This is a genomic window from Mucispirillum schaedleri ASF457 (assembly GCF_000487995.2).
Lineage (GTDB): Bacteria > Chrysiogenota > Deferribacteres > Deferribacterales > Mucispirillaceae > Mucispirillum > Mucispirillum schaedleri.
The window spans coordinates 2,206,592-2,231,063 of sequence record NZ_CP097562.1 but is presented as its reverse complement, the minus strand read 5'-3'; the positions used below and the strand labels follow the sequence as shown (position 1 = coordinate 2,231,063).

Sequence of the window (24,472 nt, the reverse complement as noted above, 5' to 3'; positions counted from 1 at the left end):
TATCCTCCTAAATTATTTATTATTTTTTCTACTAATATTCACTTTTTGATTTGAAGTAGACTTTTCATTTTTTATATTATAATTTTTCAGCATATTTTCTACAACTGCTAATTCTTTTTTCATTTTCCTTTTTGTATAAGATGCTTTTGCACCAATTAAGTTCTCCGCAGCATATTTTTCATTAGGAAAAAGATAATAGCCTTTCATAAAACTAGCTGCCGCATCTTCCACTTTGCCATTTTCAAACTGATTTTTTCCAATACGCCATAATGATGCAGAGCGGACTGCTGGTGTGGATGTTTTTGCCATTTCTTCAATATATGCTGCATGTTTATCAAAGTCTTTTTTATCTGATAAATCTATAAACCTTAAATACCCTGCCTGCCAGAGATTTGGTGAGCCCTGCTTTAAATTTTCTGATGCCCAAAGCACATCTTCTGCACTATTACTAAGCCCTGCCACTCTGCTGTAAGCTGGCTTTGAAAATCTTTTGCTTGTTTTTGCAACTTCTTTATATATATCCATAGCCTTATTTTTATTAATATTTTCCATGCACTCTGCTTTCATAAATAAAGCATCTTCTGCCATATCTCCACCTTTTGAGATGATTTTATCTGCATCAGCAATACAGTTGTCATATCTGCCTGTTAAGCGGAAAAGTTTTGCCCTTGTTTCAAGAACATCTGGATAATATTTAGACTGGGGATAATTATCCATAAAAAAGTTTACATAGCCAATAGCGGTGTTTGGCGAATTGACTTCCAAAGAATAAGCAGCAAACTTAGAAATAATCATATCTTTATTTTCAAATTCACTGCTTTTTTCTATAAAGCTCAGTTTTTCATCTATAAATGACTTGCCTTTTTTCTCATTTTTAGCAATTTCAAAAAGTCCATTTAATGATTCATAAAGATAGCTGCCTGATATAATAAGTGAGTTATAATCTGCTTTTGCTTCTTTTATTTTATTATATGCTGCTAAAAGTTTTGCTCTTTCAAGCTTAAATTCTGGCGATAAATCTTTTAAACCTTCCATATAAGCAAGAGCTTTCCTGCCTTCCCCTGCTAATATAAGCTGCTGAATACCATTAGAAAATATGCGAATATCCTCTTTATTGTTTTTCATAATTTTTTCTGCATCCAGCACTCGTTTTTCTTTAAAAAGGCTCATCATAAGTAAAAATTCAGAATCTGGTGTTGATTTTTTAATTTTTACAAGTTCTGCAACAGCACTTTTATATTTTTTATCATTATAGTAAACATTAGCTCTAATAAGCCTTGACCTGTCATCAGTTTTATTTTTTACATATTCAAATGCTTTTTCTTCATTATTTAAAGCAAGATATAAATCGCCTTTTAACACTTCGCAGTATTGAGCCGTGCAGTCATCTACAAGCATAAGTGCTTCATCATATTTAGATTTTAAGAAATAAATCTGGGAAAGCATAAATTTTGCAAGCATAAGTTTTTCAGTATCGCTTCCAGTATTTACAAACTTATTAAAATTATACTCTGCTCTGTTTATATCTAACTGCAGGCTTGCCATACCTTGATAAAAGTATGATGAATTAATCAATTCTTTATTAAAGCCTATCATGGAAAAGAAAAGCATAGAGTTTGCATAGTCTTTATATTCAAAATATTTAAGACCTGTATAAAAATATACATAGTCATTATTAACCCTGTCTTTAAACTTAAAACTCTGTAAAAATGCAGGTGTTACTTTATCAAACTTATCACTTACTGCATAAAAAAGTAATGATAACTTTTCATTATCACTTTTAATATTCATAATCTTATCACTGGCATTTGCAAGCCTGCCATCTGATATATCCATTTTAGCAGTCAGCAGATAGTAAATATCATTTTTCGGCAGTTCCTTAATATAATTTTTAGCTTTGTTATTTTTACCGCTCATAATAAAACTATCTGCAATAATAGGTGTAATATTAGTATCTGTAATATTATCTGCAATTTTTTCAATATTCTTATACTGTTTTAAAAAGTAATAACATGTAATACGGATATTCTTATAAACTGGATAATCTGCTTCTAATACAGGATAATTATTTAACAGCTGAATAATATCTTCAAACCTGTCTTTTGAATAAAGATACTCTATCCATTTAGAAATAGAATACTCTGTAAAATCATTAACAAGAGATGCAGTTTCTTCCATTATACTATACCTTTTAAGCTCAGAAGATATTAAAAATAAAGCATCTTGAGCAAGTATAGAATATTCACCTTCCGTTTTAAGCACTTCTAAAAGCACATCTACTGCTTCTTTCTGACTGCCTGTATAAAAAAGGCTTAATCCATACAAAAATCTTGTTTCTACTGCATATTCACTTTTTTGCAGTTTGCTTTCAAAGCGAAGATAAGAATTGACTGTATCTATATATGATTTATTTAAAAAAGATTTTACAACATTATTACGAAGTGCTTTTGCTCCTACAAATAAAGATGTAAACCGTGCAGAATTTGGGTCTTTATATATAAAGCCCGGCTCATCAGACATATAATCTCTTTTATCGCCGCTTGATAATTCTTCTTTTCGTTTTTGCAGATAAATATCCATCTGGCTTGGCATACTAAAATTAAACTGGATAGCAGTATAGCTTGGTCGGACTTTAAAATTAGTTATTTCCTGCCCAGTAAACGCATAGTTTGGCACAGTAACCTGAGCAAAACTGCTGACTGCAAACACTAATAAAAATAAAAATATAAAAGAAAGGAGTCTATTTATCACCATATATCTCCTAATTTTTGTATCTGTTCTAATGCTTTATAATCTGTTCTGTCCATTAAAAGTGGAGTAATAGATATATAATCTTCACTTAATGCACCGTCATCTGTCCATTTATCAATATGTTCTGGCTCACGGAAATCTGCAAGCCAGTAAAAATTTTCTCCAAAAGGGTCTATGCCTTTATCATAATTTAAAAGATATGAATACTGGGAAGCATAAGTCCACCTGACACCTTTTATTTCTTCCCTTTTTAATGGTGGAATATTTATATTATACAAAAGGCTTGCTTTTGGTATAAGGTGTGCTTTTTGTATAAAATCTTTCATAAAATCAGCACTGACAGAATAATCTTTATGGTGGTAGCCTGTTAAACTTACAGCAAATGACATTATACCATTAACTGCACCTTCTGCCGCTGCACCAACTGTGCCGGAATAATGTATATTACATGCATTGTTTGGACCTTTATTAATACCAGAAATAATATAATCAGGCTTTTCTCTGCATATATCAAAAAGAGCAAGTTTTATACAGTCGGCAGGGCTGCCATTAATGCCATAGCCTAAAAATTCGCCATTTCTAACCACTTCTTTTACATGCACAGGCTGGTGAATTGTTAAAGACTGGCTTGCTCCACTTCTTTCATATAAAGGTGCTGCAACTGTAACATTAGCAATATTTTTTAAGGCTTTTGCAAGGCTTTGGATACCGTCTGCATATATGCCGTCATCATTACTTATAAGTATATTCATAATTCTACCATTATAGTTTATACCATTATTTATTTTATTTTGCAATCCTTATAAATAATAATAAAAAATACTTCCTATATTTTTTATTTAGGCGTTTGGTCGGAACAAGTCCTGCCTGCACTTACTAAAGACGGCTCGTCCTGTGCCTTAATTATAAATCAAAAACACGATACAGTTATTTATTATTTTATTTTAATAGTCCATAATTACTTATTTCCTGCATTGTAAAAGGTTTTACAGTAATAGTTTTAAATCTTTTATAAATTACAAACCCAGCAGGTGTATTTTTAGGCTTTGTAACATATTTTTTATAAGTATAGTCAATATCAATAAGGCTTTCACTGCCGTATTTTGAGTAATATGCTGTAACTTTTGCTGCAAATTCTATTATTTCATTAGTTAGTTCTGCCTTCTCAAGCCTTATGATAATATGAGCTGATGGAATATTTCTTCCATGAAACCATATATCATCACTTTGAGCAAACTTGAAAACAAGCTCATGGTTTGATGCAGAATTTTTACCAGCATATAATCTGAAACCATCACCAACATATTCTAAAAATGGCTTTAACAGCTCTTTTTTCTGTTTTTTGTTTTTATTTTTACTTTCATCATCTAGTATTTTCTCAAATTCTGAAAGCTCTTCTTCAGAAAGTGTTTCAGCATAAAATATCTGCTCTTCAGAAAATAAGGCAAGCTGCATTGTATCCTGCAGTCTTTCTTCTATTAATGAAACTGATTTTTTTAGTCTGAAAGCCTTTTTAAAAAGTTTTTCACTTTTTTTCTGTAAATTGTCCCCATGCTCCACATTATATTCTACTTCACAAATTCCATCTTTGCTGTATTTCTCAAAAATATATTTACCTGCTGCCTGAACTTTATAAAGATTATTTTTGATTAATTCTGCCTCATCTAGTATTTCCTGATATTTTTTTGCAGTATTTAATTCCTGCTCAAGTTTTTCTGCTAAATCTAAATATTTATCACGCTTTAAAGTATAAAGTTTCTTAATTCTGCGAGAAATATCTTTTGAGGCAGATTTATTTTCCTTTACACAGAAATAATCTCCTAAATATTCATAAGTGATTACTTTTGCATTATCAATATAAAATGGGATAACTTTACCTTTTTCATCTATGTAAAATTTATCATCAAGCAGATTATTTTGAATTATCCTGCAGCTTTCTGCAAAAGAATATTTTTCAAGCAGCATATCTGCATATTTTGCAGTAACTGGATAAAAGCCAGAAAGCTCATTAAATGACACTGCACCATCATATTTTAAAAGAGTATATTTTTTATTAGCTTTTGGAAGGCTGTATCTGCCACCTGCCCCTATATTTCTATCTGCATCAATAGTTCGTGGAGAAAGGGAATATAAAATAATATCTTCACTTGAAAGCAGAAAAAAGTTTGCATAGTTGCCAGCAGGCTCTAAAATAAGCTTATAAGTTAAAAGTTTTCCACTTGCCTTTCTTTTTTTAAGCTCTATAAAGCAGGCTCTTTCATAGGAAAAAGTGCCAATATCCGTTACAAATGCCCCATGAATAGCAGAAATTGCACCGGGGCTTTCACCTATTATATTTACTACTTTTTTTAAAACTGGCGGAGCAGGAGCAGCCCTGTATTCCAGATTAAAAATACCGCCTGCATAAAATGATAAAAAAACAGAATCTTTATCAATAGTTAATGTATTTAGTTTAGAATTAATTAATTTTTCTTTTAATATATGAATAAGTTTATAAAAAGTTAATCCGTCCATAGTATACTCATTAATATAATTATTTTTATAGATTTTATATATTATAATAATTTTGTCTATATTTTTTTGAACTTTGTTAAAATAAAAAAGTCTATTAACTATTGAGATATTTTTTTCAAACTTCTCCTATAAAAGGTTAATGTTGTAATAACCCCAAATTACTATTAATCTCTATAAGAACTTAAAAAAGTAAATGCCAGCATCCACCAGTGCTGGTATTTTACTTTTAAAAACAAATTTCATTGGCTCAATTTCTGTGTTTATGAACTTAGCAAAAAAAACTTAGCCTACAGTCATTTTGTGCCTGATTTTTTACAGGCGAAAAATCTAAATTATATATGTTACAGCAGTGCATAATATATTTAAATTATATTCTTTTTTAGATACTTCGCTTAATAATCAAGCTCAGTAAGACAATTCAGAGACAGAAACTGTCTGAAAGTAGGCAACAGACGAACTTGTTTTCGGCAAAGCATGATTTAAAAAATTCATGGGGAGAATATTGTGCAACACAAGGACTTTCCAAGCGAGCAGCAATAGAATTAAAAGTCCGTAACTGGACAGTATTTTTTAATATAAATTTATTAAGATTAGTCTAAATTTTTTGGATAAGTCCATTTTGCTAAAAATATTTATACCATTTTTATGTTTAAAAATATATTGTAAATTTTTTCAAGTTAATATATACCAAATAAGATACAGGAGATATTATGAACGAATTTGATAAATTAATAGATATAGTAAAAAAACTTCGTGCACCTGATGGCTGCCCATGGGACAGGAAACAAACATTATACAGTTTAAAAGATGCTCTTATTGAAGAAACCTGCGAGCTGATTGATGCTCTTGACAATAAGGATATAGAAAATATTAAAGAAGAACTTGGCGATGTGCTTTTACATGTAGTTTTTCATTCACAAACTGCATGTGAAGACGGTCTTTTTAATATAGAAGATGTTATTTGCGGTATTAATGAAAAACTAATCCGCAGACACCCACATGTTTTTAAAAATGAACATTATGAAACAGCTGAACAGGTAAAAGAAAGGTGGGATGAAATAAAAAAAGAAGAAAATAAAGATAAAACAGCCCCAGACTCTATTCTTGATAAAGTGCCAAAAAGTCTGCCATCTTTAATGCAGGCAGAAAAACTGCAAAAAAAAGCATCTAAATATGGTTTTGACTGGGAAAATCCTGAACAGGTGTTTAAAAAACTACAGGAAGAATTAAACGAACTGCATGATGCTTATAAAGAAAAAAATAAAGAGCATATCAGCGAAGAATTAGGTGATGTGATATTTGTTCTTTCCCGCCTTGCAACTCATTTAGACATTAGTGCTGATGAATCTTTAAGAAAAGTAAATAATAAATTTCGCAGACGCTTTGGATTTATTGAAAAATCACTTAAAGAAACAGGCAGAACACTTGAAACCACTACTGTTGCAGAAATGGAAGAAAAATGGCAGGAAGCAAAAAGAAAGGGATTATAGTGCAGAGTTGACTTACACAAAAAGCTTAGACTGCTGTCATTTTGAGCCTGATTTTTTAAAGGCGAAAAATCTAAATCATACATGTTACAGCAGTGCATAATATATTTAAAATATCTAATTTTTAGATACTTTGCCTTTGGCTCAGTATGACATAGAGTTCTTACATTAAATCTACCGATTTTCATCTCCCCTTTATAAAATATATTGTATAATACACTGTATATTTACTTTATACCAAATATTTTCATATATTCTTTAGTTTTCTCTGAAGAACCAAACATATTTTCCATATTTTTCACATTAGATACATCCCACTTATCAAGCGGCTGGTTAAAATGTTTAGAATAAGCAAACATAGCATGCATATTTTCTACATTTGATACATTCCAGCTATTAAGTGGCTGGTTAAAGCTTCCAGTATTATAAAACATACCTTCCATATTTTTCACATTAGATACATCCCATTTATCAAGTGGTTGATTAAAATGATAAACTTGCATAAACATTTCACTCATATTAGTAACTTTTGACACATCCCATTTATCAAGTGGTTGATTAAAATAATAAGCTTGCTTAAACATTTTACTCATATTAGTAACTTTTGAAACATCCCAGCTATTAAGTGGGTAGTTAAAAAAACGACATCCATAAAACATTCCTTCCATATTTTCTACATTAGATACATTCCAGTTACTTATATCTTGGTGGAATTGTTCACAACCAGCAAACATATAGCTCATATTTTTTACATTTGCTGTATCCCACTTATGTAAAGGCTTGTTAAAATAACGAGATTTGCTAAACATTCTTTCCATATTCTCTACATTAGATACATTCCAGTTATTTATATCAAATACCACATCAGTTGCTTTATAAAACATATAGCTCATATCTTTTACATGTGCTGTATCCCACCCATCAGCACCTGTAAAATCTATGCCTTTAGAAATGGAGCTGCTATAAAAAAGCCCTGATAAATCTGTTATCTCTGATATATCAATATCAGCTAAAGCCACATCTTCATCATATACTAATGCAAAAAGCTGTAATCTAGTTACTGGTTTATATTTACCATCTTTTTTCTCAGGTATATCAAGCCATTTCGGTTTTGCAGGGCAGTCAAACTGAGCATATTTAAACATAAAATAGTTATCCCACAGTTCAGTCTTTTCCGGTTTATAATATTTTAAATTAGTCTTATTATCAAACCCATATACTACCTTTTTATACTCATTGATAGTTATATCTTTTGGAGCAATGTGGTGGTAACCATACATACAATATACATCTTCATTTTCATAATAATTAGTTTCCAATTCTTCACGATGCCCAATATTTGTCAATAAACTGCTTATATTCCAGTTGTCAATATTTTGGTTAAATGATAATGCTCCATCAAACATTCTTCTCATATATTCAACATTAGTTGTATCCCACATACTAATATCCTGATTAAAGCTAACAGCACCATAAAACATAAAGCCCATAAGAGACACATTAGATACATTCCACTTATCTAACGGCTGGTTAAAACTTTCTGCATGGCGAAACATACTATTCATTCTGACAGCACTTGACACATCCCAGTTATTTATATTCTGGTTAAAAGATAATGCACCTGAAAACATACTATCAAAATATTTTACACTGGATACATTCCAGCCGCTTATATCTTGATTAAAACTTTTAGCTCCAAAAAACATACCTGCCATATTTTCCACATTTGATACATCTAAGTTTTTTATCCAGTTATAAAGGTCATCGCTCCCTTCTTTCACTTTTTTAAAGTCAAAGCCTGCAAACATATAGCTCATATCTTTTACATGTTTTGTATCCCAAAGGTCTATTCCTTTAAAATCTTTTCTTTTTTTAGCAGATTTGAAAAGCTCTGAAAAATCATCTATTTTACTAATATCAAGGGAGCCTAAATACACAGTATCATCCTTTAACATCTTTATTAAATCTTTTTTATTTTTAACTTTTTGTTTATTTTCTATCTGCTTACTTTCAACATTGTATCCGTATGTAGTCAATATACTTTTAAGTTCATAACCTTTCATATAAAGAAATAACATTTTGTATATACGATACTGATTTGTATGCTCAATAGTGGTATCATTTAATAATGCTTTATTCTTTTTGCTCTGCTTTTCAAACTCTTTTAAAGTTTTATCAGCTTCTGAAACAATATCTTTAGTAACTTCAACTCCAGATTTCAATAAATTAACAATTTCATCAATATTAGAGCTGATAACAGCATTTAATAAATTTTCTTGACTCATACCTTTAACCCCTTATAATTCTATCATTCTATTACCCTTCATAATAGAATTTATCATTTCTTTAATATTATCAGTAATCCACTTATTATTATTTTTATAAACACAACTTTTATATGCTAAAACATTTAATTCATCATCACATTCTTCAACTATAAATATTTCACATACAGGCTCTTTACAGCTAAGCAATGCTTTTTTAGCATCAAGCTCTATGGATTCTAATGATGTTATCCTGTTATCCCCATGAGTATAAACACTGGAAATTAGTGCAAGATTAACCATATTATATAAGCTGTATATGGTTCTTTTTGATATTACTTCTTCTATCTCTTCATCTGATAAATATTCTTTATCCGCTGCATAATAGTTTCTATTATTCATAGAATATGCTCCAAATAATAAAGTATAGTAAAGTTTTATAGTTATATCAAATTTATTTATAAATTCAGCATCCACACTATCTACAATCATAAGTGAATATATAATATCTCTAAAATTAAATACTTCAAACACACCATCTTTTTTGACTATATTATCAGAAGCAAATCCTATAACTTTTTCATTGTTATCAGAAAAATAATAAGGGGTCAACATTACAATCTTTATATTGCTGTCTTCATCTATCAATAATGATAAAAACTCCCTTGTTCTTGTTAAGATTATAGTTTCTTCATCTATCTTAATATTTGTTTCATCTTCATTTGAAATAATATGTGCTTCATATAAAAGAATATTTATCATATTATCTAAAATCTTTTCTGCTTTATTATTATACGATATAAGCTCCTGTTTTGTTAATTTAAAAAACTCATCATAATTAAGCTGAAAAAGGTTCATATAAGCATTTGCTTTTACTCTTTGCAGCTTTGTTATATCTGCCTGCATATCAGCATCTATAAAACCAAGACTACCCATTTTCTCCATTATTTCTCTGTTAATTTTTTCTGCATTTAGTGGATTTGCCTGTATTTCTGCCATTTTTTCCTGTATATAAGACGAAATAGCATCATGTTTCGCTTCTTCTATTACTCTTCTACTCTCGTATGCTTCATTATCTTCTTCATATTCATCATCTTCGTCATAATCGTAGTCTTCGTCATATTCATCATCGTAATCTTCATCATTATCGCTTTCAATATCATCTTCAATATTATCATAGCTGTTAAGGTATATATACTCTAATTCGCTTTCATCTTCAAATATCCACTCATACTCATCATGTTCTAATTCGCCAGTAAAGACATCTTTATAAAGATTTACATACATTTTTGATATATCTTGTATCATATTATATGCTGGCAGATATTCTGGCAAATCATCATATATATCCTCCAAACTTTTAACTGTAATAAATATTTTACTGCTGTATTCATTTATGCTTACTATCAATAATATAAGAAATTTCAATAAATAATATAATGTGGCATCATCTTCGTTATTTTTATCATGGTGCAAATGTATTAATATCTCTCTTCTATGTTCTTCTAAAAATCTCTTGTCTATATTAGCTAAACCAAATTCTACCGGATCTTTAAGATAGTTTTGTAAAAATATTACTGCTTCATAAAGTTTATCATATAAAACACTATATTCTCCAACTAAATATTTATTTTTTTCTATTTTAAAATCCATTACCCACTTTTCAATATTATCATCATCTATGTTTAAAATATTCCTGTTATGGATAAAATCTTCATCTATTCCGCTGCGGTAATATATGTTAGGAATACCATCTATGCTTTCTTCATAGTTTTCATACTCTTTGCTTTCAAAATACATCTTTTTATATACTTCAACTACTTCTAGTAATAAATCATGCAAAGGAAACCATTTAGGAACAAGGCAGGTAGTGTATTTTTTAACTGTAAATATATCAAGATATGCATCATCACTATACTTATTTACTTCTTCTAAAATTGATGTTAAAAATTTTAATACTTGATAAAGATATGCTGTGCTTTTTGTGCGGATATGTGCGACATTATAAAAATATGTTAAAATCTCTATTTTTTTATCCATATTATCTAAAAGATTTTTATCAACCTGAGATAAGCCAAATGCAACAGGGTCTTTTAAAAACTTCTGCATATATATAATAGTGCCATGTATTTTATCAAAAGCTGCTTTTTCATCCCCTGATAAATGTTTATTTTCTTTAAGTGTAAAATGCAGCAGCTTTTCCCGCGGAGTAAGCTCTCCTTTTTTATGGGAAAAAAGATTATCAGAAACTTCATTATTTTCTGTTTCACTGCTGCCCTTTTGGCTGTATCTTTCTTCAAACTTCTTTTTTACTCTATCCCAAAATATATTTGACATAATAAACCCTTATAAATTAATATTGATAATATTCTAATATTTTTGCAGTTTATAAAATATTAAATTAAATTGTAATATTTGTAAATACATAATCATATTTATAATATATTATATTACAGCCACAGTATACCATTATTATAATGCACAGTCTTAATATTCAATAAATTATACATATCATAATATTTTTGTATTAAGCGGCAGTAAGACAGTTATATATTTTGACTTAAGCAAAAAAATATACTAACACATATAAGTAACTTATAAATTAAAAACAGATAATTTAAATATATTATACATTACTGCAATAAAAACATAAAAAGCACCTTTACACATATTTGTAAAAGTGCTTTTTTTAAAGCATGCGAAAGTTTATTTTATTTTAGCAAACTGTTTTTGTATCTTATTTTCCAAATCAGTAGAACGCATATCCATTTTTTCTAAAATAATGGTATTAACAGCATCAATTTTAATCATTTTATCAATTACTTTTACATTTTTGCCTACAAGAGTTATATCTATTCGCAGTATATCTTTGCCAAGTTTAGTAATATAAAAAGGACTTTCTAAAAAAGACACAGAATTAGATGAAGGTCTGTTATTTGTGCTGTCATAATTCCAGCTGACTATCCCTTTACCTTTAAGGGTGTTACCATACTTTATTGGTGCATACACTGTATATTGATACCTGTCAGATGCAGACATATCAACTACACCACCCTCCATCTGCAAGCGGGATTTAATATGCAGATAATTTGCATTATCATAGGATATTGAAACAATACCATCTAAAATTTTAGACTGAGTAACAGTATTGCATTTATTTCTCAAACCATGATTAATAATTGCAGGATATAATTCCTGAGCTTTTTTGCAGTTATTGGAAATATAAAATTTATCTGCAATACCATCTAATGCGGAGTCTTTTTCTTTTTCGTGCTTAACTACCTGTGAACCAAAAAAAACTATTCTATATGTGCCGGCAATATCTGTATGCTGCATTTGTTCAGCACAAAAACCTGAAAACGAAAAAATAAAAATAAAACAACTTGCATATATTAATCTAGCCATACAACACCTTTTAATAAAACACCATTAACAATATTCATATATTTTTACCAAATAAAGCCAACTTCAGCACCAACTGTCCAGCCTGAAAAATTATAAGTTTTATTATTCAATTTTGCCTGATGATATAAATATTCAGTGCCTACGCCTACAAATAAAAATTTAATTGCCTGCAGCCTTAAGCCTGCTTTTACTGAAACACCCACATCAAAAGATGATGCAGAATCTTTACTAGATTTTCCAAGAAATTCTTCTGTTGAATTTATACCTGTAAAATGAAAAGAAGGACCAATACCAAAATATGGTCTTAAAGAAATCATATCAACACCTAACTTTGGCTGCAGAATTAAATATGGTTTCATATCAAAAGACCATAATATATTTGTTGCTTCATAAGGTATATTAATATCACCTATATTAGAGCTGCTAGTATAATTTTGTGTATCCCATCTACCGCCAAGAGTAAGCTCTAAACCAATAAAACGCCATAAATCACCACCAATAGTAATAGTTGCAGGTCCCTGCAAACCTTCCATTGCACCACTGTCTGGGAATGTATAAGAATAGCCTGCTAAAAACCAGCTGTCATTACTTCTAGATTTGCTTTCCTGTGCATAAGCATAATTAAAAGAAACTGCAAATACTGCAGCCATAATAAAAGAAATTTTCATAAAAACTTTCATTTTTCACCTCATTTTATATAATAAAATATGCTAAAAAACTACACCTATTTCGCCGCCAAACATAATGCCTGATGCATTATATTTGTTTTTTAAACCATTATATTCCACTTCTAATGGATTATATAAATATTCTAAACCTACACCAAATAAAAACCCATTTTCAATAAATCTTACACCAGCTTTTGCAGAAAAGCCATAAGAAAATATATTGTTTGCATAATCTGTATTGTTTGCAGATATTTGCGGCCCTATACCAATATATGGCAGCACATCAAACATACCTGTATCAAAACATGGCTGTATAAGAAAATTAAGACGGACAGGCATTATATTAATATCTGTCTCTGCCTGATGTGGCTTTAAATCCCATAAATAACCTATGCTGAAATCAATAGCCACCCAGTCTGTAACTTGACCGCCAATAGTTAAATTTACAGGTCCCAAAGGAGCTTTTGCACTGCTTTCTTCTGGCAGATAATAGCTGTAGCCTAAATTTATCCACATATCATTTGCATAAGAATAACCTGCAAAAGACATTAAAAACATAACAACAATTAATGCTTTTTTCATATAACACCTCATTTGATAATAGTCATAAATTACACTGAAATAGTTACAAAAAATATAATATTTATAAAAATTAAACCCACATTATAAATGCGGGTTTGTAAAATTAAAATATTTTATAATATATTTTTTATTCAAAACTTTCTGAATTGTTAGTATCTTTTTGTTTCAATACAGCTCTTATTTTTTTAACACGGTTGCCATCAACATCTAATACTTCATATATACATGATTCATCTTCTGCTTTGTCTCCAGCAACAGGCACCCTGCCTAAAAGATTAAATACATATCCGCCTATTGTTACCTGCTCTTCATCTTCAAAATTAATGCCAATCCTTTCCCCAGAATCTTCTAATGATGCCATTCCGTCAAACTCAAATGTATTTTCATCTATCTGCCTGCATTCTTCTGTTTTTTCATCATGTTCATCAGATATATCACCCATAATCTCTTCAATAATATCTTCCATAGTTAAAAGACCGGCTGTGCCGCCATATTCATCTAATACTAATGCAGTATGGATTTGCCGCCTGTTCATTTTTGCAAGTATATCTGAAATAGAAGCAGTTTCTGGCACAATAATCATTTCTCTTACAAGTTTTGATAAATCACTGCACGGGTTTTGTGAAAGCTGATTTTCAAATAAATCTCTAATATGTATCATACCAACAATAGAATCTTTGCCACCTTCACAGTATGGATATCTTGTATGGTTAGATGCTTTTACTATTGCAAGATTTTCTTCATAAGATTTATCAGCAATAAGGCATACTATATCTTTTCTTGGTGTCATAATTTCTTTTGCAACTGTATCTGAAAAATCAACTGCATTTTTGATAATTTCTTCTTCAACAGAATCTAATACTCCACCACGAACACTTTCGCCAACAATAAATTTTAATTCTTCTTCTGAATGAGCAGTTTCTGCTTCTGATGCAGGGTGTATTCCCAGTCTTTTTAAGAAAAATGCTGAAAGAAAATCAAAAGTTTTAATTAATGGAAAAAATATTACCCAAAAGAAATGAAGTGGTGCAGCTACTTTTAAAACAGCACCTTCTGTTTTGGCAATAGCTATAGATTTTGGTATAAGCTCGCCCATTACCACATGCATAAGGGTAATAAAAGTAAAAGCAATAACAAAACTTACAGTGTGAAGCAGTGTTTTATTAACACCAAAAAAATCTGCAAATAAATATTCTAAAAGTCTTGCAAAAGCAGGCTCACCTACCCATCCTAATGCAAGAGATGATAATGTTATACCTAATTGAGTAGCACTTAAATAGGAATCCAGCTTGTGTGTCATACCAAGAGCAAGTTTTGCATTTGGTCTGCCTATTTTAACCAGCTCCTCTAAACGAGAACGCCTTATTTTTACAATTGAAAATTCTGATAAAACAAAGAAACCATTAAGAAAAACTAGAAGAACAGCAAGCCCCAGCATCAATACCGACTCACCAACATTAATATCCATTATACTCCCTGTAATAAAAATTATTCCGATTATTAATCGGTATCTTATACAATATCTCTTTTTTTTATAATTGCAAGTATTATTTTATAACAAACATCATTTATTTATAAAAAAACAATTTTAAATCATATTTAATAGTTATTTTTTACTATTGATTAAAAAAATAAGTTATGATAACATAATCAGCATAAAAAATAAAGGTGGTGTTATGTCAACAATAATGAATGAAAAAATAGAATCTATCTATCGGCAGATTGTCAACAGAAATCCCGGAGAAGTTGAATTTCATCAAGCTGTTAGAGAAGTTTTAGAAACTCTTGGTTTAGTTTTAGATAAACATCCAGAATATATGGAGCAAAAACTTATAGAAAGAATATGTGAACCTGAAAGGCAGATAATTTTCAGAGTTCCTTGGATAGATGATAAAGGTGAAATACATATTAACAGAGGGTTTCGTGTTCAATTTTCAAGTGTAATGGGTCCTTATAAAGGCGGTCTTCGTTTTCACCCTTCAGTATATCTTGGTATTATTAAATTTTTAGGTTTTGAGCAGATATTTAAAAATGCACTTACTGGTATGCCAATAGGTGGTGCAAAAGGCGGCTCAGATTTTAATCCAAAAGGTAAATCAGATGCAGAAATTATGCGTTTCTGCCAAAGTTTTATGACAGAACTCCATAAATATATTGGTGAATATACAGATGTTCCCGCAGGGGATATTGGTGTTGGCGGTAGAGAAATAGGCTATCTTTTCGGGCAGTATAAAAGATTAACCGGCAGATTTGAATCAGGTGTTATTACTGGTAAAGGCATGGCTTATGGCGGCTCTCTCGTCCGTAAAGAAGCCACAGGATATGGGCTTGTTTATTTTACTGAGCTTATGCTGCAGACTAGAAAAAAATCTTTTGATGGCAAAACAGTTGTGGTTTCTGGTGCAGGTAATGTGGCAATATATGCTATGGAAAAAGTGCAGCAGTTAGGCGGTAAAGTTATTGCATGTTCTGACTCAAACGGCTATATATATGATGCTGATGGTATCAAATTAGATACTATTAAACAAATAAAAGAAGTAGAATATAAACGCCTTAAAGAATATATTAAATATCACCCAAATGCAGAATATAAAGAAAATGGCTCTATATGGGATATTCCTTGTGATATTGCAATGCCTTGTGCTACACAAAATGAATTAAATGAAAAACATGCAGAAAAATTAATAAAAAATGGCTGTTTCTGTGTAACAGAAGGTGCAAATATGCCAAGCACTCCTAGAGCTATCCATCTTTTTCAGTCATCTAATGTGCTTTATGCTCCCGGCAAAGCAACTAATGCAGGTGGTGTTGCAACATCTGCTCTTGAAATGCAGCAAAATGCATGCAGAGATACTTGGAAATTTGATTATACTGATGCAAGGCTTCAAACAATTATGCGTGATATTCATAAAACATGCTTTGAAACAGCTGAAGAATATGGATTTAAAGGAAACTATCTAATGGGTGCAAATATTGCAGGCTTTACTCGTGTTGCTGATGCGATGATACCACTCGGGCTGATATAATCTGATTAAACTTAATCTATAATATTTCAGGGGATAAATGATATAATATTTTATCCCCTTTTTTTATATTAAGAAATCACTTGAACTCTTTGTTTAATATCTTCTTTTTCCTTTTGTGCAGGCTCTTTTTCAATAGCACCAAATGGCATTTCTGCAACAAGCACATATTCTTCAGGAATATTAAACATTTCTTTAACGGCTTTATCTATTACTGGATTATAATGCTGCAGGGACGCACCTATTTCAAGCTCTCTTAAACCGCTCCAAACAGCAAACTGCAGCATACCACTTGCTTGATTTGCCCACACTGGAAAATTTGCAGCATAAGCTGGAAATTTATTCTGCATATCAGATACCAGCTTACCATCATAAAAATATAGAATAGTCCCATATCCTGCAAGGAAACTATCAATCTTCTCTCTTGGCACTTTTCCACCAAAAGTATCATATATTTTATCCCATAATTTATTCTGCATTTCCCCATATACAATAAATACACGGCTGCTTTTCATATTAAAAGCATCAGGCACAAGCTCTGTTATCTCTTCTACCATTTCTATAACTTTTTCAATGGATACTGGCAGTTCTTTCTTAATATTATAATATGTTCTGCGATTTTTTAATGAATTAACTATCTGCATAATTATCTCTCCACTATGTTTATTTTCACAGGCTTTTGACCTGCCAAAAAAACTTTTAAGTATCAGTCATTTTGAGCCTGTTTTTAAAGGCAAAAAATATAACATTATATATAATATCTATATATAAATAAAATACTTTAATTATAGATAAAGTGCAATAAATTTTTATTATGACTTTGTAAATGTATGTTTAGCAATAAAGAATAAGATAATATATTTATATAAAAAATTATATCATTCACTTACTGCAAGCCTTTTTTTCTGCCTAAAAACAGTGATAATAATGCAGGTATTAAAAACAGTGTAAATATAGTAGATAAAGCTATACCACCTAATATAACACTTCCCATACCACGATAAAGCTCACTGCCTGCCCCATTTGCTAAAACAAGCGGCAGCATACCAAAAAGAGATGTGGCTGTGCTCATAAATATAGGTCTAATCCGTGTTTTTAAAGCATCATGGATTGCACTGCTTCCACTCATACCATATTTTATATTATTTAAAGTCTGATAAACTATTAATATAGGGTTATTTACAACTGAGCCTATCAGCATAATAAACCCAAGCATAGTAATAATATCAAGCGACTGTGCCGTTACATATTTATTTACCAACTCAAGCCCAATAAACCCGCCTGATGCTGCAAGAGGCACAGAAAACATAATAATAAACGGATAAAAGAAATTGTTCAGCAGTGCTGCCATTAAAAGATATGTAATAAGTATTGCAAGCAGAAAGTTTCCAGAAAGAGCATTTTTAGCACTTTCAAGTTTTGATGATGCTCCGCTTGTATAAACTGTAATACCCTGTAAAAGTCCTTCTTCTCTCATAGGCTCTAGCACTTTTTTATTTATTTTATCCTGCAGCTGCTCTAATACCATACCTTTTGGAAGTGTGATAATAAACAAAAATGAACGCTGATAGTTATATCTTCTTATTCTTTCTATACCCATTACTTCCTTTGTTTCTGCAAGGCTGGATATTGGAACTGGAAACCCTGAGCCAGAATTTACTAATATAGAATATACTTCATCTGGATTATCAAAACTCTTTCTTTCCCCCTGCAGCATAATATCTATTGTTCCAATAGATGAATCTTTAAACTCTCCAATTTTTCTGCCATCTAAATAAGCATCTACAGATATACCAAGCTCTGTGGCAGTAATACCTGCAGATTTTAATGCTTCACGGTTTGGTATAATCTGCACTTCTGGATATACAGGATTTGATGCAGGGTTTAACCGCAGCTGCACTTCTGGTATTTCATTCATTATTCTGTCTTGAATAAGGCGGACTGTATTTACAAGGCTCTCATACTCCATAGCTCCTGCCACATTCATTAAAAATGTATTGCTTGAACCTCTGCCAATATTAAATAATGGCACTTGCGAAGTAGATGCCGTAATACCCGGAAGCCTTGCTGCAACAGATGCTAGTAATGGCTGTAATTCCACAACTCTTGCTTCATCTTTACTTGTTGCACGAAGTGCCACATAAGTAGAACTTGCAATAAATACGAAGCTGTCTATCTGCGGATAGCCGTCTTTTTCACTTTCTATATATGGCTTTAATTCTCTGTAAATAAAATCGCCCATAGCTTTTCTTTCATTGTATGAAATACCCGGTGGTGGAGTAAACCGCGATTCCATCATATTTTTATTGCCAAGTGGCAGATAGTCCATTTTAGGCATAAGCATATAAGCACTTAATATGGAAAACCCTGTTACTGTAACAATAAAAGCTAATTTTATAATAAAACTTGAATTAATCTTATCAGATATTAAAACTATATATTTTACAAAAAAACTTCCAACATAAACAATCATATTATTTGGACTGTATTTTATTAACTTTTCTTTTATATTTTCATTTATATGCAGTGCAGCTAATTTATTTTTTATTATGTTTATCACTGCTATATTTTTCTCTTTATTTTCACCTGCTGAAAATAGTATTTTTGATAATACAGGGATAACTGTAATAGATGCAGCAAGGCTTAAAGCAACAGCTGCACTAACTGCTATTGCAATATCTCCAAAAAGCTGCCCTGCTTCTTCTTTTATAAAAACAATAGGAAGAAATACTGCTATTGTTGTAAGAGTAGATGCTAAAATTGCACCCCATACTTCTTTTGTGGCTTTTACTACTGAATTAATCGTTTTTTTGCCGCCTAAAGCTATGTGCCTGTCAATATTTTCAAGCACAACAATAGAGTTGTCTATTAACATACCAACAGAAAATGCAATACCTGCAAGGCTTATTACATTTAATGACCTGCCAAGCATATGCATTATTAAAAATGTTCCAATAATACATATTGGAATGGTAACAGCAATAACTAATGTTGCACGAACACTTCGTAAAAATATTAAAAGCACAATAACAGCTAATATTCCACCAACAATAATATTAGATTTTACTAATTCAACAGCTTGTAAAATATAATTTTTCTGGTCAGATATTTTTACAAACTTTAAGCCGTTATTTTTTAATATTCCGTTATTTAAATTTTCTACAACTTTATCTACATCGTTTGTAAGCTCTAATACATTTGCCCCTGCCTGAGCAACAATACCCACACTTAAAGCATTTGTATTGCCATAGCTTACTATTGTATTCCTTTTAGAAAATCCATAATCAACCTGTGCTATATCATTAAGCTTAATTCTTGCATTATCACTTGAAATTACTACAATATCTCTAATATCCTGCGGAGTTTTTGCTTCCCCTATTGTGCGAAACCTGTAATCTTTTGCTCCAAAATCAATAGTTCCGGCTGAAATGTTTACATTTTCCTGTTTTAATGCACTGATTATTGCTGAAAGAGTAATATTATATGCACTTAACCTGTATGGGTCTACATCAATATGTATCTGCCTTGCTCTGCCACCCCAGTAGCTGACATCTGCCACACCTTTTATTCTGTCAAAATAAGGCTTAATTGTTTCTTCAAAAAAACTTAAATATTCATCAATAGAGCGTTTATTTGTATCATCTGTTAAAAGCATTAAATCTACAACAGAAACAGTATCAGTGTTTGCAGCCCTTATTGTAGGCTGGTTTATATTATCAGGGTATCCGCTAACTTCATTTAATTTATTGGCAACAAGAAGTATTGCATCATTTACAGGCACATCTTTATCAAACATTAATGTAATATAAGCAGAACTTTCCCGTGCAGTGCTTTCACAGTCTATTACACCGGGAATAGTTTTAAGCACTCGTTCCTGCCTTTCAAGTATTTCTTTTTCTATTTCATAAGGGGATGCACCACGCCAGTATGTGCTGATAGAAATCTGCGGATATTCAATGCTTGGTATTAGACGATATGGCATATTAAAAAAAGCCTGAATACCAAATATTACTAAAAAACATACTCCTACCAGCACTTTCACTGGGTTTTCAACTGCAAACTTAATCATATTTATATATAACCTTAATTATCTGCCTTATCCTATTTTAGAAGTTATTTTAATTTTTACACCATTATTTACTGCATTATTGCCGTCTAATACTATCTGGTCATCTTTCTTTAATGAGCCTTCTGTTACAGAGCTTACTGCTGCATAGCCACCGTTATAGCCTATTATTTTTACTGGGATAAATCTTACTCGCTCATCTTCTGATACTTTAAATACTCCCTTAACACTGTTTCGCTCTACAACAGCATCTCGCGGAACTAATAAGGAATGGATTTTACTGCCTGATGGGATTAAGGCGATTACAAGAACTCCTTCTTTTAAATCTGGGTCTTGACCTAAATCTATCCTTGTTAAAAATAATCTAGTGGCTGGGTCACCTTTGGAATTGATAGATAACACTTTGCCAGTATATTCTTTACGGCTTGTCTTAACTGTTACTGACTGACCAGCTTTAATATAGGGAAGCACTGTTTCTGGAATATAGACTTTTGCTTCATAAGTCAAGGTAGCTACTCCTGCTACTACTCCGCCAGAATTAACCCATTCGCCAACTTCCACATTCTTACTAATCACTACTCCTTTTAACGGGGATTTGATTACCATTTTATCTTTCTGAGTCTCTAACTGCTTCTGCTGTGACAAGGATGATATATACATACTTTGTGCATTTGTGTAATCTGTTAATGAGTCTTGATATTTCTGCTGAGATATGGAATGCTGGTTATATAAGGCTTTATTGCGGTTAAAGTCCCTTAATGCTTTATCTAAATTAGATTTTGCCTGCTTAGTGGATGCTTCTGCACTTGATACACTGTAACTTAATAAACTGTCATCTAAACTTGCAAGTGGCTGACCTATCTCTACTGCATCGCCTTCATTTACATATACTTTTAATACTTTGCCTGCACTTTCTGCTGCTACTTCTGAGCTTTCACTAAAATAGGCTGAACCCGTTATCATCATTGTTGGAAAGCTCATCCCTTCTGACACTTTCTCTACTGTTACTAATACTACACGCTCTTTACTAGATGATATGCCTGATGGTTGTTTTTGTGCTGATACTGTAAAAGGAATAATAAATAATACTAATATTATGATTAACGAGCTGCGAAACATAAAGCCACCAAATACTTAAATATTAACTTATACTACACTACTATTTTTAAAAAGAAAACAAAAAAATATATTGGTTGCAATATTTGTAGTTTTTTATATAATATGTATTTAATAAATTTTTAAGAGAAATTAAATGAATAATAAAATTCTTAAAACATATATTCAAATCATTACATTTTTTGCATACCTTTTAATAATATTTGGACTATGCAGAATAGGTTTTATTATAAACTCTGGTATATTAAATTCTGCAATTACTGGAGCTTATGGCTCAAATTCACTGCCTGTTTCTGATATAGGGCAAACACTGTTTGCAGGGTTTCGTTATGACGGCAGGCTTGCTGCACCTGCTGCTTTTATTTTTGCCGCATTATATATTCTTTTTTCATTTATAAAATCAGCAAAAACACCTGTTATTATGATATTTACATCAATAATCTCATATATTATTATAATTGCATCCTTTGTAAATGACACTTATTACAGCATTTTTAATGATACATTTAATATTATAATGCTTGGCGTTATATATGATGACCAGTCTGCAATATTTCATACTGCACTAAATAGTGATTATAATGCACTGCCAAAAATTGCAGCATCTGTGATTTTAACTGCCATTGCTGTATTTATTTACAGTAAAATATATAAAAAAATTGAAAATATAAAAAGCTCTATCTCTATTAAAAAAACTGTGCTATTAGGGATTTTAATAAGTTATATTTTAATACTTGCAGCATCTTCAACATTTAATCTTAAAGGCGGCGATTTAAGCTATATTGTAAAACTTCCAGAAAATAATTTCCTGAAAAAAGCAGCTCCCGGTGCACTGCATGATTTAGACAGAGTATATAGAGCTTATAAAGATATAAAAGGTGAAAGTTTTGAAAAATATGCAGGCGGCAAAACTATACAGCAGGTTATGCAGATATATTTTGAAGATGAATATACAAATCAAGATAATATCAGCAGTGTAATGGAACAGGAAGTTTTGTATAATGGTAAAAGTAATGCTAAACACATATTTTTAATAATTATGGAATCACTTTCAGATTATCATTTATCAGAAGAATTTATAAACGGGGGGGGGATTGGAAGTGAGTTAGCTGCACTTGCAAATTCAAAAGATGGCTTAAAAGTCCCAGTATTTATCCAAAACGGATATGGCACAATAGAAACAATGGATATGATGATTACAGGGCTTTACGGCACATATTTCCCAGTAAGCGAAATGACTGGGAAAATACCATGTTTTGATTCTTCTACTGGCAGAATTTTTAAAGATTTAGGGTATGATACAAACTTTTTTTACTTTGGAAGCTCCGCATGGCGAAAAATAGGCTCATACACTACATCACAGGGCTTTAATAAAAGCTACGGTATGGAAAATATACATAATAAACAGAAAAGCACATGGGGTATATATGATAATGAAGGGTTTGACTTTATACTTGAAAGCCTTGATAAACACCATGATAAACCAACATTTAATATGATACTTTCTGCATCAAACCACCCGCCTTATGATATAGATACAAAAAAATACTATAATATTGATACAGAAAAAATCAGAAATTTTCTTGATACTAATTATCCAAAAGAAAAAAGGTTTCAAGGAATAACACCTGAAATTTTAACAGTAACAGAATATTCTATTAAAAGTGCAGCTGATTTTATTAAGAAAACTTATGAATCATACCCTGACAGTATTTTCTTTATTACTGGCGACCATTTTGACAGAAGCTATCCAGACCCTGATAGAAAAATATTTACATCTACATCTATACCTTTAATAATATATGGCAGTGGGGTGCATAAATATAAGCTAAAATATACAGCCGGAAGCCATAAAGACATTGTGCCTACTATTTTAAATATGACAGCTCATGCAGGCTATAAATTCCATTCATTTGGACAAAGCCTTGTAACTGATGATATAAATGAAAATATAGATAAAGAAAGAATTGCTATTGGTGCCCAGTCTATTGCAAATGGAAGATATATCTTTAATGGGGGGGGGAAACTTGAATATTTTAACAACGAAAAAGAAAATGAAAATGATATAAATACTGCTAAAATATATTGGAATAAAAAGAAAGCAGGTGAAGCTATAAGCTGGTATATAGTTAATAAAGGCTATAATATACCAAAATAAATTAATTTATCATTTACTAAAAAATACATTCTTGTATTTTTAAATCATGCTCTGCCAAAACAATTTCGGCTGTCGCTCACTTTCAAACGGCTCGTTCTGAGCCTGAAAGGCGAAGTATCTTAATTTATATTTTATTTTCAAATTCATCCCTGAATTTGAAAAACCACGCTCGGTCGCAGTAAATGCTCCCATCGCTTACGCTATGCGACGGGACTTCCTTGTCCCTGCATTAGTCATACTGAGCTTGACTTATAAGCGAAGTATCTTAATTTATATTTTATTTTCAAATTCATCCCTGAATTTGAAAAACCACGCTCGGTCGCAGTAAATGCTCCCATCGCTTACGCTATACGACGGGACTTCCTTGTCCCTGCATTAGTCATACTGAGCTTGACTTATAAGCGAAGTATCTAAAAAAACTGCACTTAAATTAATGTT

Annotated in this window: 15 protein-coding genes; 3 read left to right on the top strand and 12 right to left on the bottom strand. The window is 31.1% G+C overall.

The window, feature by feature from the left end; translation table 11 throughout:
* Positions 1-12 precede the first annotated feature (12 nt).
* The 3 genes from N508_RS10425 to N508_RS10415 form a co-directional block, all read right to left on the bottom strand.
* Positions 13-2,754 (bottom strand): tetratricopeptide repeat protein, encoded by a 2,742-nt coding sequence (locus N508_RS10425; RefSeq protein ID WP_023276641.1) that lies wholly within the window; start codon positions 2,752-2,754, stop codon positions 13-15.
* Positions 2,748-3,503: a 5'/3'-nucleotidase SurE gene (surE, locus tag N508_RS10420; RefSeq protein WP_040637271.1), complete on the bottom strand. Its 756-nt coding sequence runs from the start codon at positions 3,501-3,503 to the stop codon at positions 2,748-2,750. Before surE ends, N508_RS10425 begins: the two co-directional genes overlap by 7 nt.
* A gap of 187 nt (positions 3,504-3,690) precedes the next feature.
* Positions 3,691-5,265, bottom strand: a complete 1,575-nt coding sequence (locus tag N508_RS10415) for an NFACT RNA binding domain-containing protein (RefSeq protein WP_023276639.1) — start codon at positions 5,263-5,265, stop codon at positions 3,691-3,693.
* A 710-nt stretch (positions 5,266-5,975) separates the two neighbouring features.
* On the opposite strand from N508_RS10415, the gene mazG reads away from it, so the two are divergent.
* A complete protein-coding gene (gene mazG, locus N508_RS10410; RefSeq protein WP_023276638.1) occupies positions 5,976-6,755 on the top strand; it encodes a nucleoside triphosphate pyrophosphohydrolase in 780 nt (259 codons plus the stop codon).
* Positions 6,756-6,979: 224 nt separating this feature from the next.
* On the opposite strand, the gene N508_RS10405 is transcribed toward mazG, so the two are convergent.
* The 6 genes from N508_RS10405 to N508_RS10380 all read right to left on the bottom strand — a co-directional run bounded on the left by N508_RS10405 (position 6,980) and on the right by N508_RS10380 (position 15,139).
* Positions 6,980-9,037: a BspA family leucine-rich repeat surface protein gene (locus N508_RS10405; RefSeq protein WP_023276636.1), complete on the bottom strand. Its 2,058-nt coding sequence runs from the start codon at positions 9,035-9,037 to the stop codon at positions 6,980-6,982.
* 12 nt (positions 9,038-9,049) lie between these two features.
* Positions 9,050-11,353 carry a hypothetical protein gene (locus tag N508_RS10400; protein WP_023276635.1) on the bottom strand — a complete coding sequence of 768 codons (2,304 nt, stop codon included), beginning with the start codon at positions 11,351-11,353 and terminating at the stop codon, positions 9,050-9,052.
* 369 nt (positions 11,354-11,722) lie between these two features.
* Positions 11,723-12,421: a hypothetical protein gene (locus tag N508_RS10395; RefSeq protein WP_023276634.1), complete on the bottom strand. Its 699-nt coding sequence runs from the start codon at positions 12,419-12,421 to the stop codon at positions 11,723-11,725.
* 44 nt (positions 12,422-12,465) lie between these two features.
* Positions 12,466-13,101, bottom strand: a complete 636-nt coding sequence (locus tag N508_RS10390; RefSeq protein WP_023276633.1) for an outer membrane beta-barrel protein — start codon at positions 13,099-13,101, stop codon at positions 12,466-12,468.
* Positions 13,102-13,131: 30 nt separating this feature from the next.
* Positions 13,132-13,671: an outer membrane beta-barrel protein gene (locus N508_RS10385; RefSeq protein WP_023276632.1), complete on the bottom strand. Its 540-nt coding sequence runs from the start codon at positions 13,669-13,671 to the stop codon at positions 13,132-13,134.
* A gap of 127 nt (positions 13,672-13,798) precedes the next feature.
* Positions 13,799-15,139 (bottom strand): hemolysin family protein, encoded by a 1,341-nt coding sequence (locus N508_RS10380; protein WP_023276631.1) that lies wholly within the window; start codon positions 15,137-15,139, stop codon positions 13,799-13,801.
* Positions 15,140-15,347: 208 nt separating this feature from the next.
* Between N508_RS10380 and gdhA the strand changes: the two genes are divergently transcribed.
* A complete protein-coding gene (gene gdhA / locus N508_RS10375) occupies positions 15,348-16,697 on the top strand; it encodes an NADP-specific glutamate dehydrogenase (protein WP_023276630.1) in 1,350 nt (449 codons plus the stop codon).
* 68 nt (positions 16,698-16,765) lie between these two features.
* Here the strand turns inward: gdhA and N508_RS10370 are convergent, their stop codons facing one another.
* From N508_RS10370 to N508_RS10360, 3 genes are all read right to left on the bottom strand, one after another.
* Complete coding sequence (locus tag N508_RS10370) at positions 16,766-17,338, bottom strand: nitroreductase family protein (protein WP_023276629.1); 573 nt, start codon at positions 17,336-17,338, stop codon at positions 16,766-16,768.
* Positions 17,339-17,580: 242 nt separating this feature from the next.
* A complete protein-coding gene (locus N508_RS10365; protein ID WP_023276628.1) occupies positions 17,581-20,763 on the bottom strand; it encodes an efflux RND transporter permease subunit in 3,183 nt (1,060 codons plus the stop codon).
* A 27-nt stretch (positions 20,764-20,790) separates the two neighbouring features.
* The gene (locus N508_RS10360) at positions 20,791-21,879 is read right to left on the bottom strand and encodes an efflux RND transporter periplasmic adaptor subunit (protein ID WP_023276627.1); all 1,089 of its coding nucleotides are present in this window, start codon (positions 21,877-21,879) and stop codon (positions 20,791-20,793) included.
* Positions 21,880-22,012: 133 nt separating this feature from the next.
* On the opposite strand from N508_RS10360, the gene N508_RS10355 reads away from it, so the two are divergent.
* Positions 22,013-24,034, top strand: a complete 2,022-nt coding sequence (locus N508_RS10355; RefSeq protein WP_242345830.1) for an LTA synthase family protein — start codon at positions 22,013-22,015, stop codon at positions 24,032-24,034.
* Positions 24,035-24,472 lie beyond the last annotated feature (438 nt).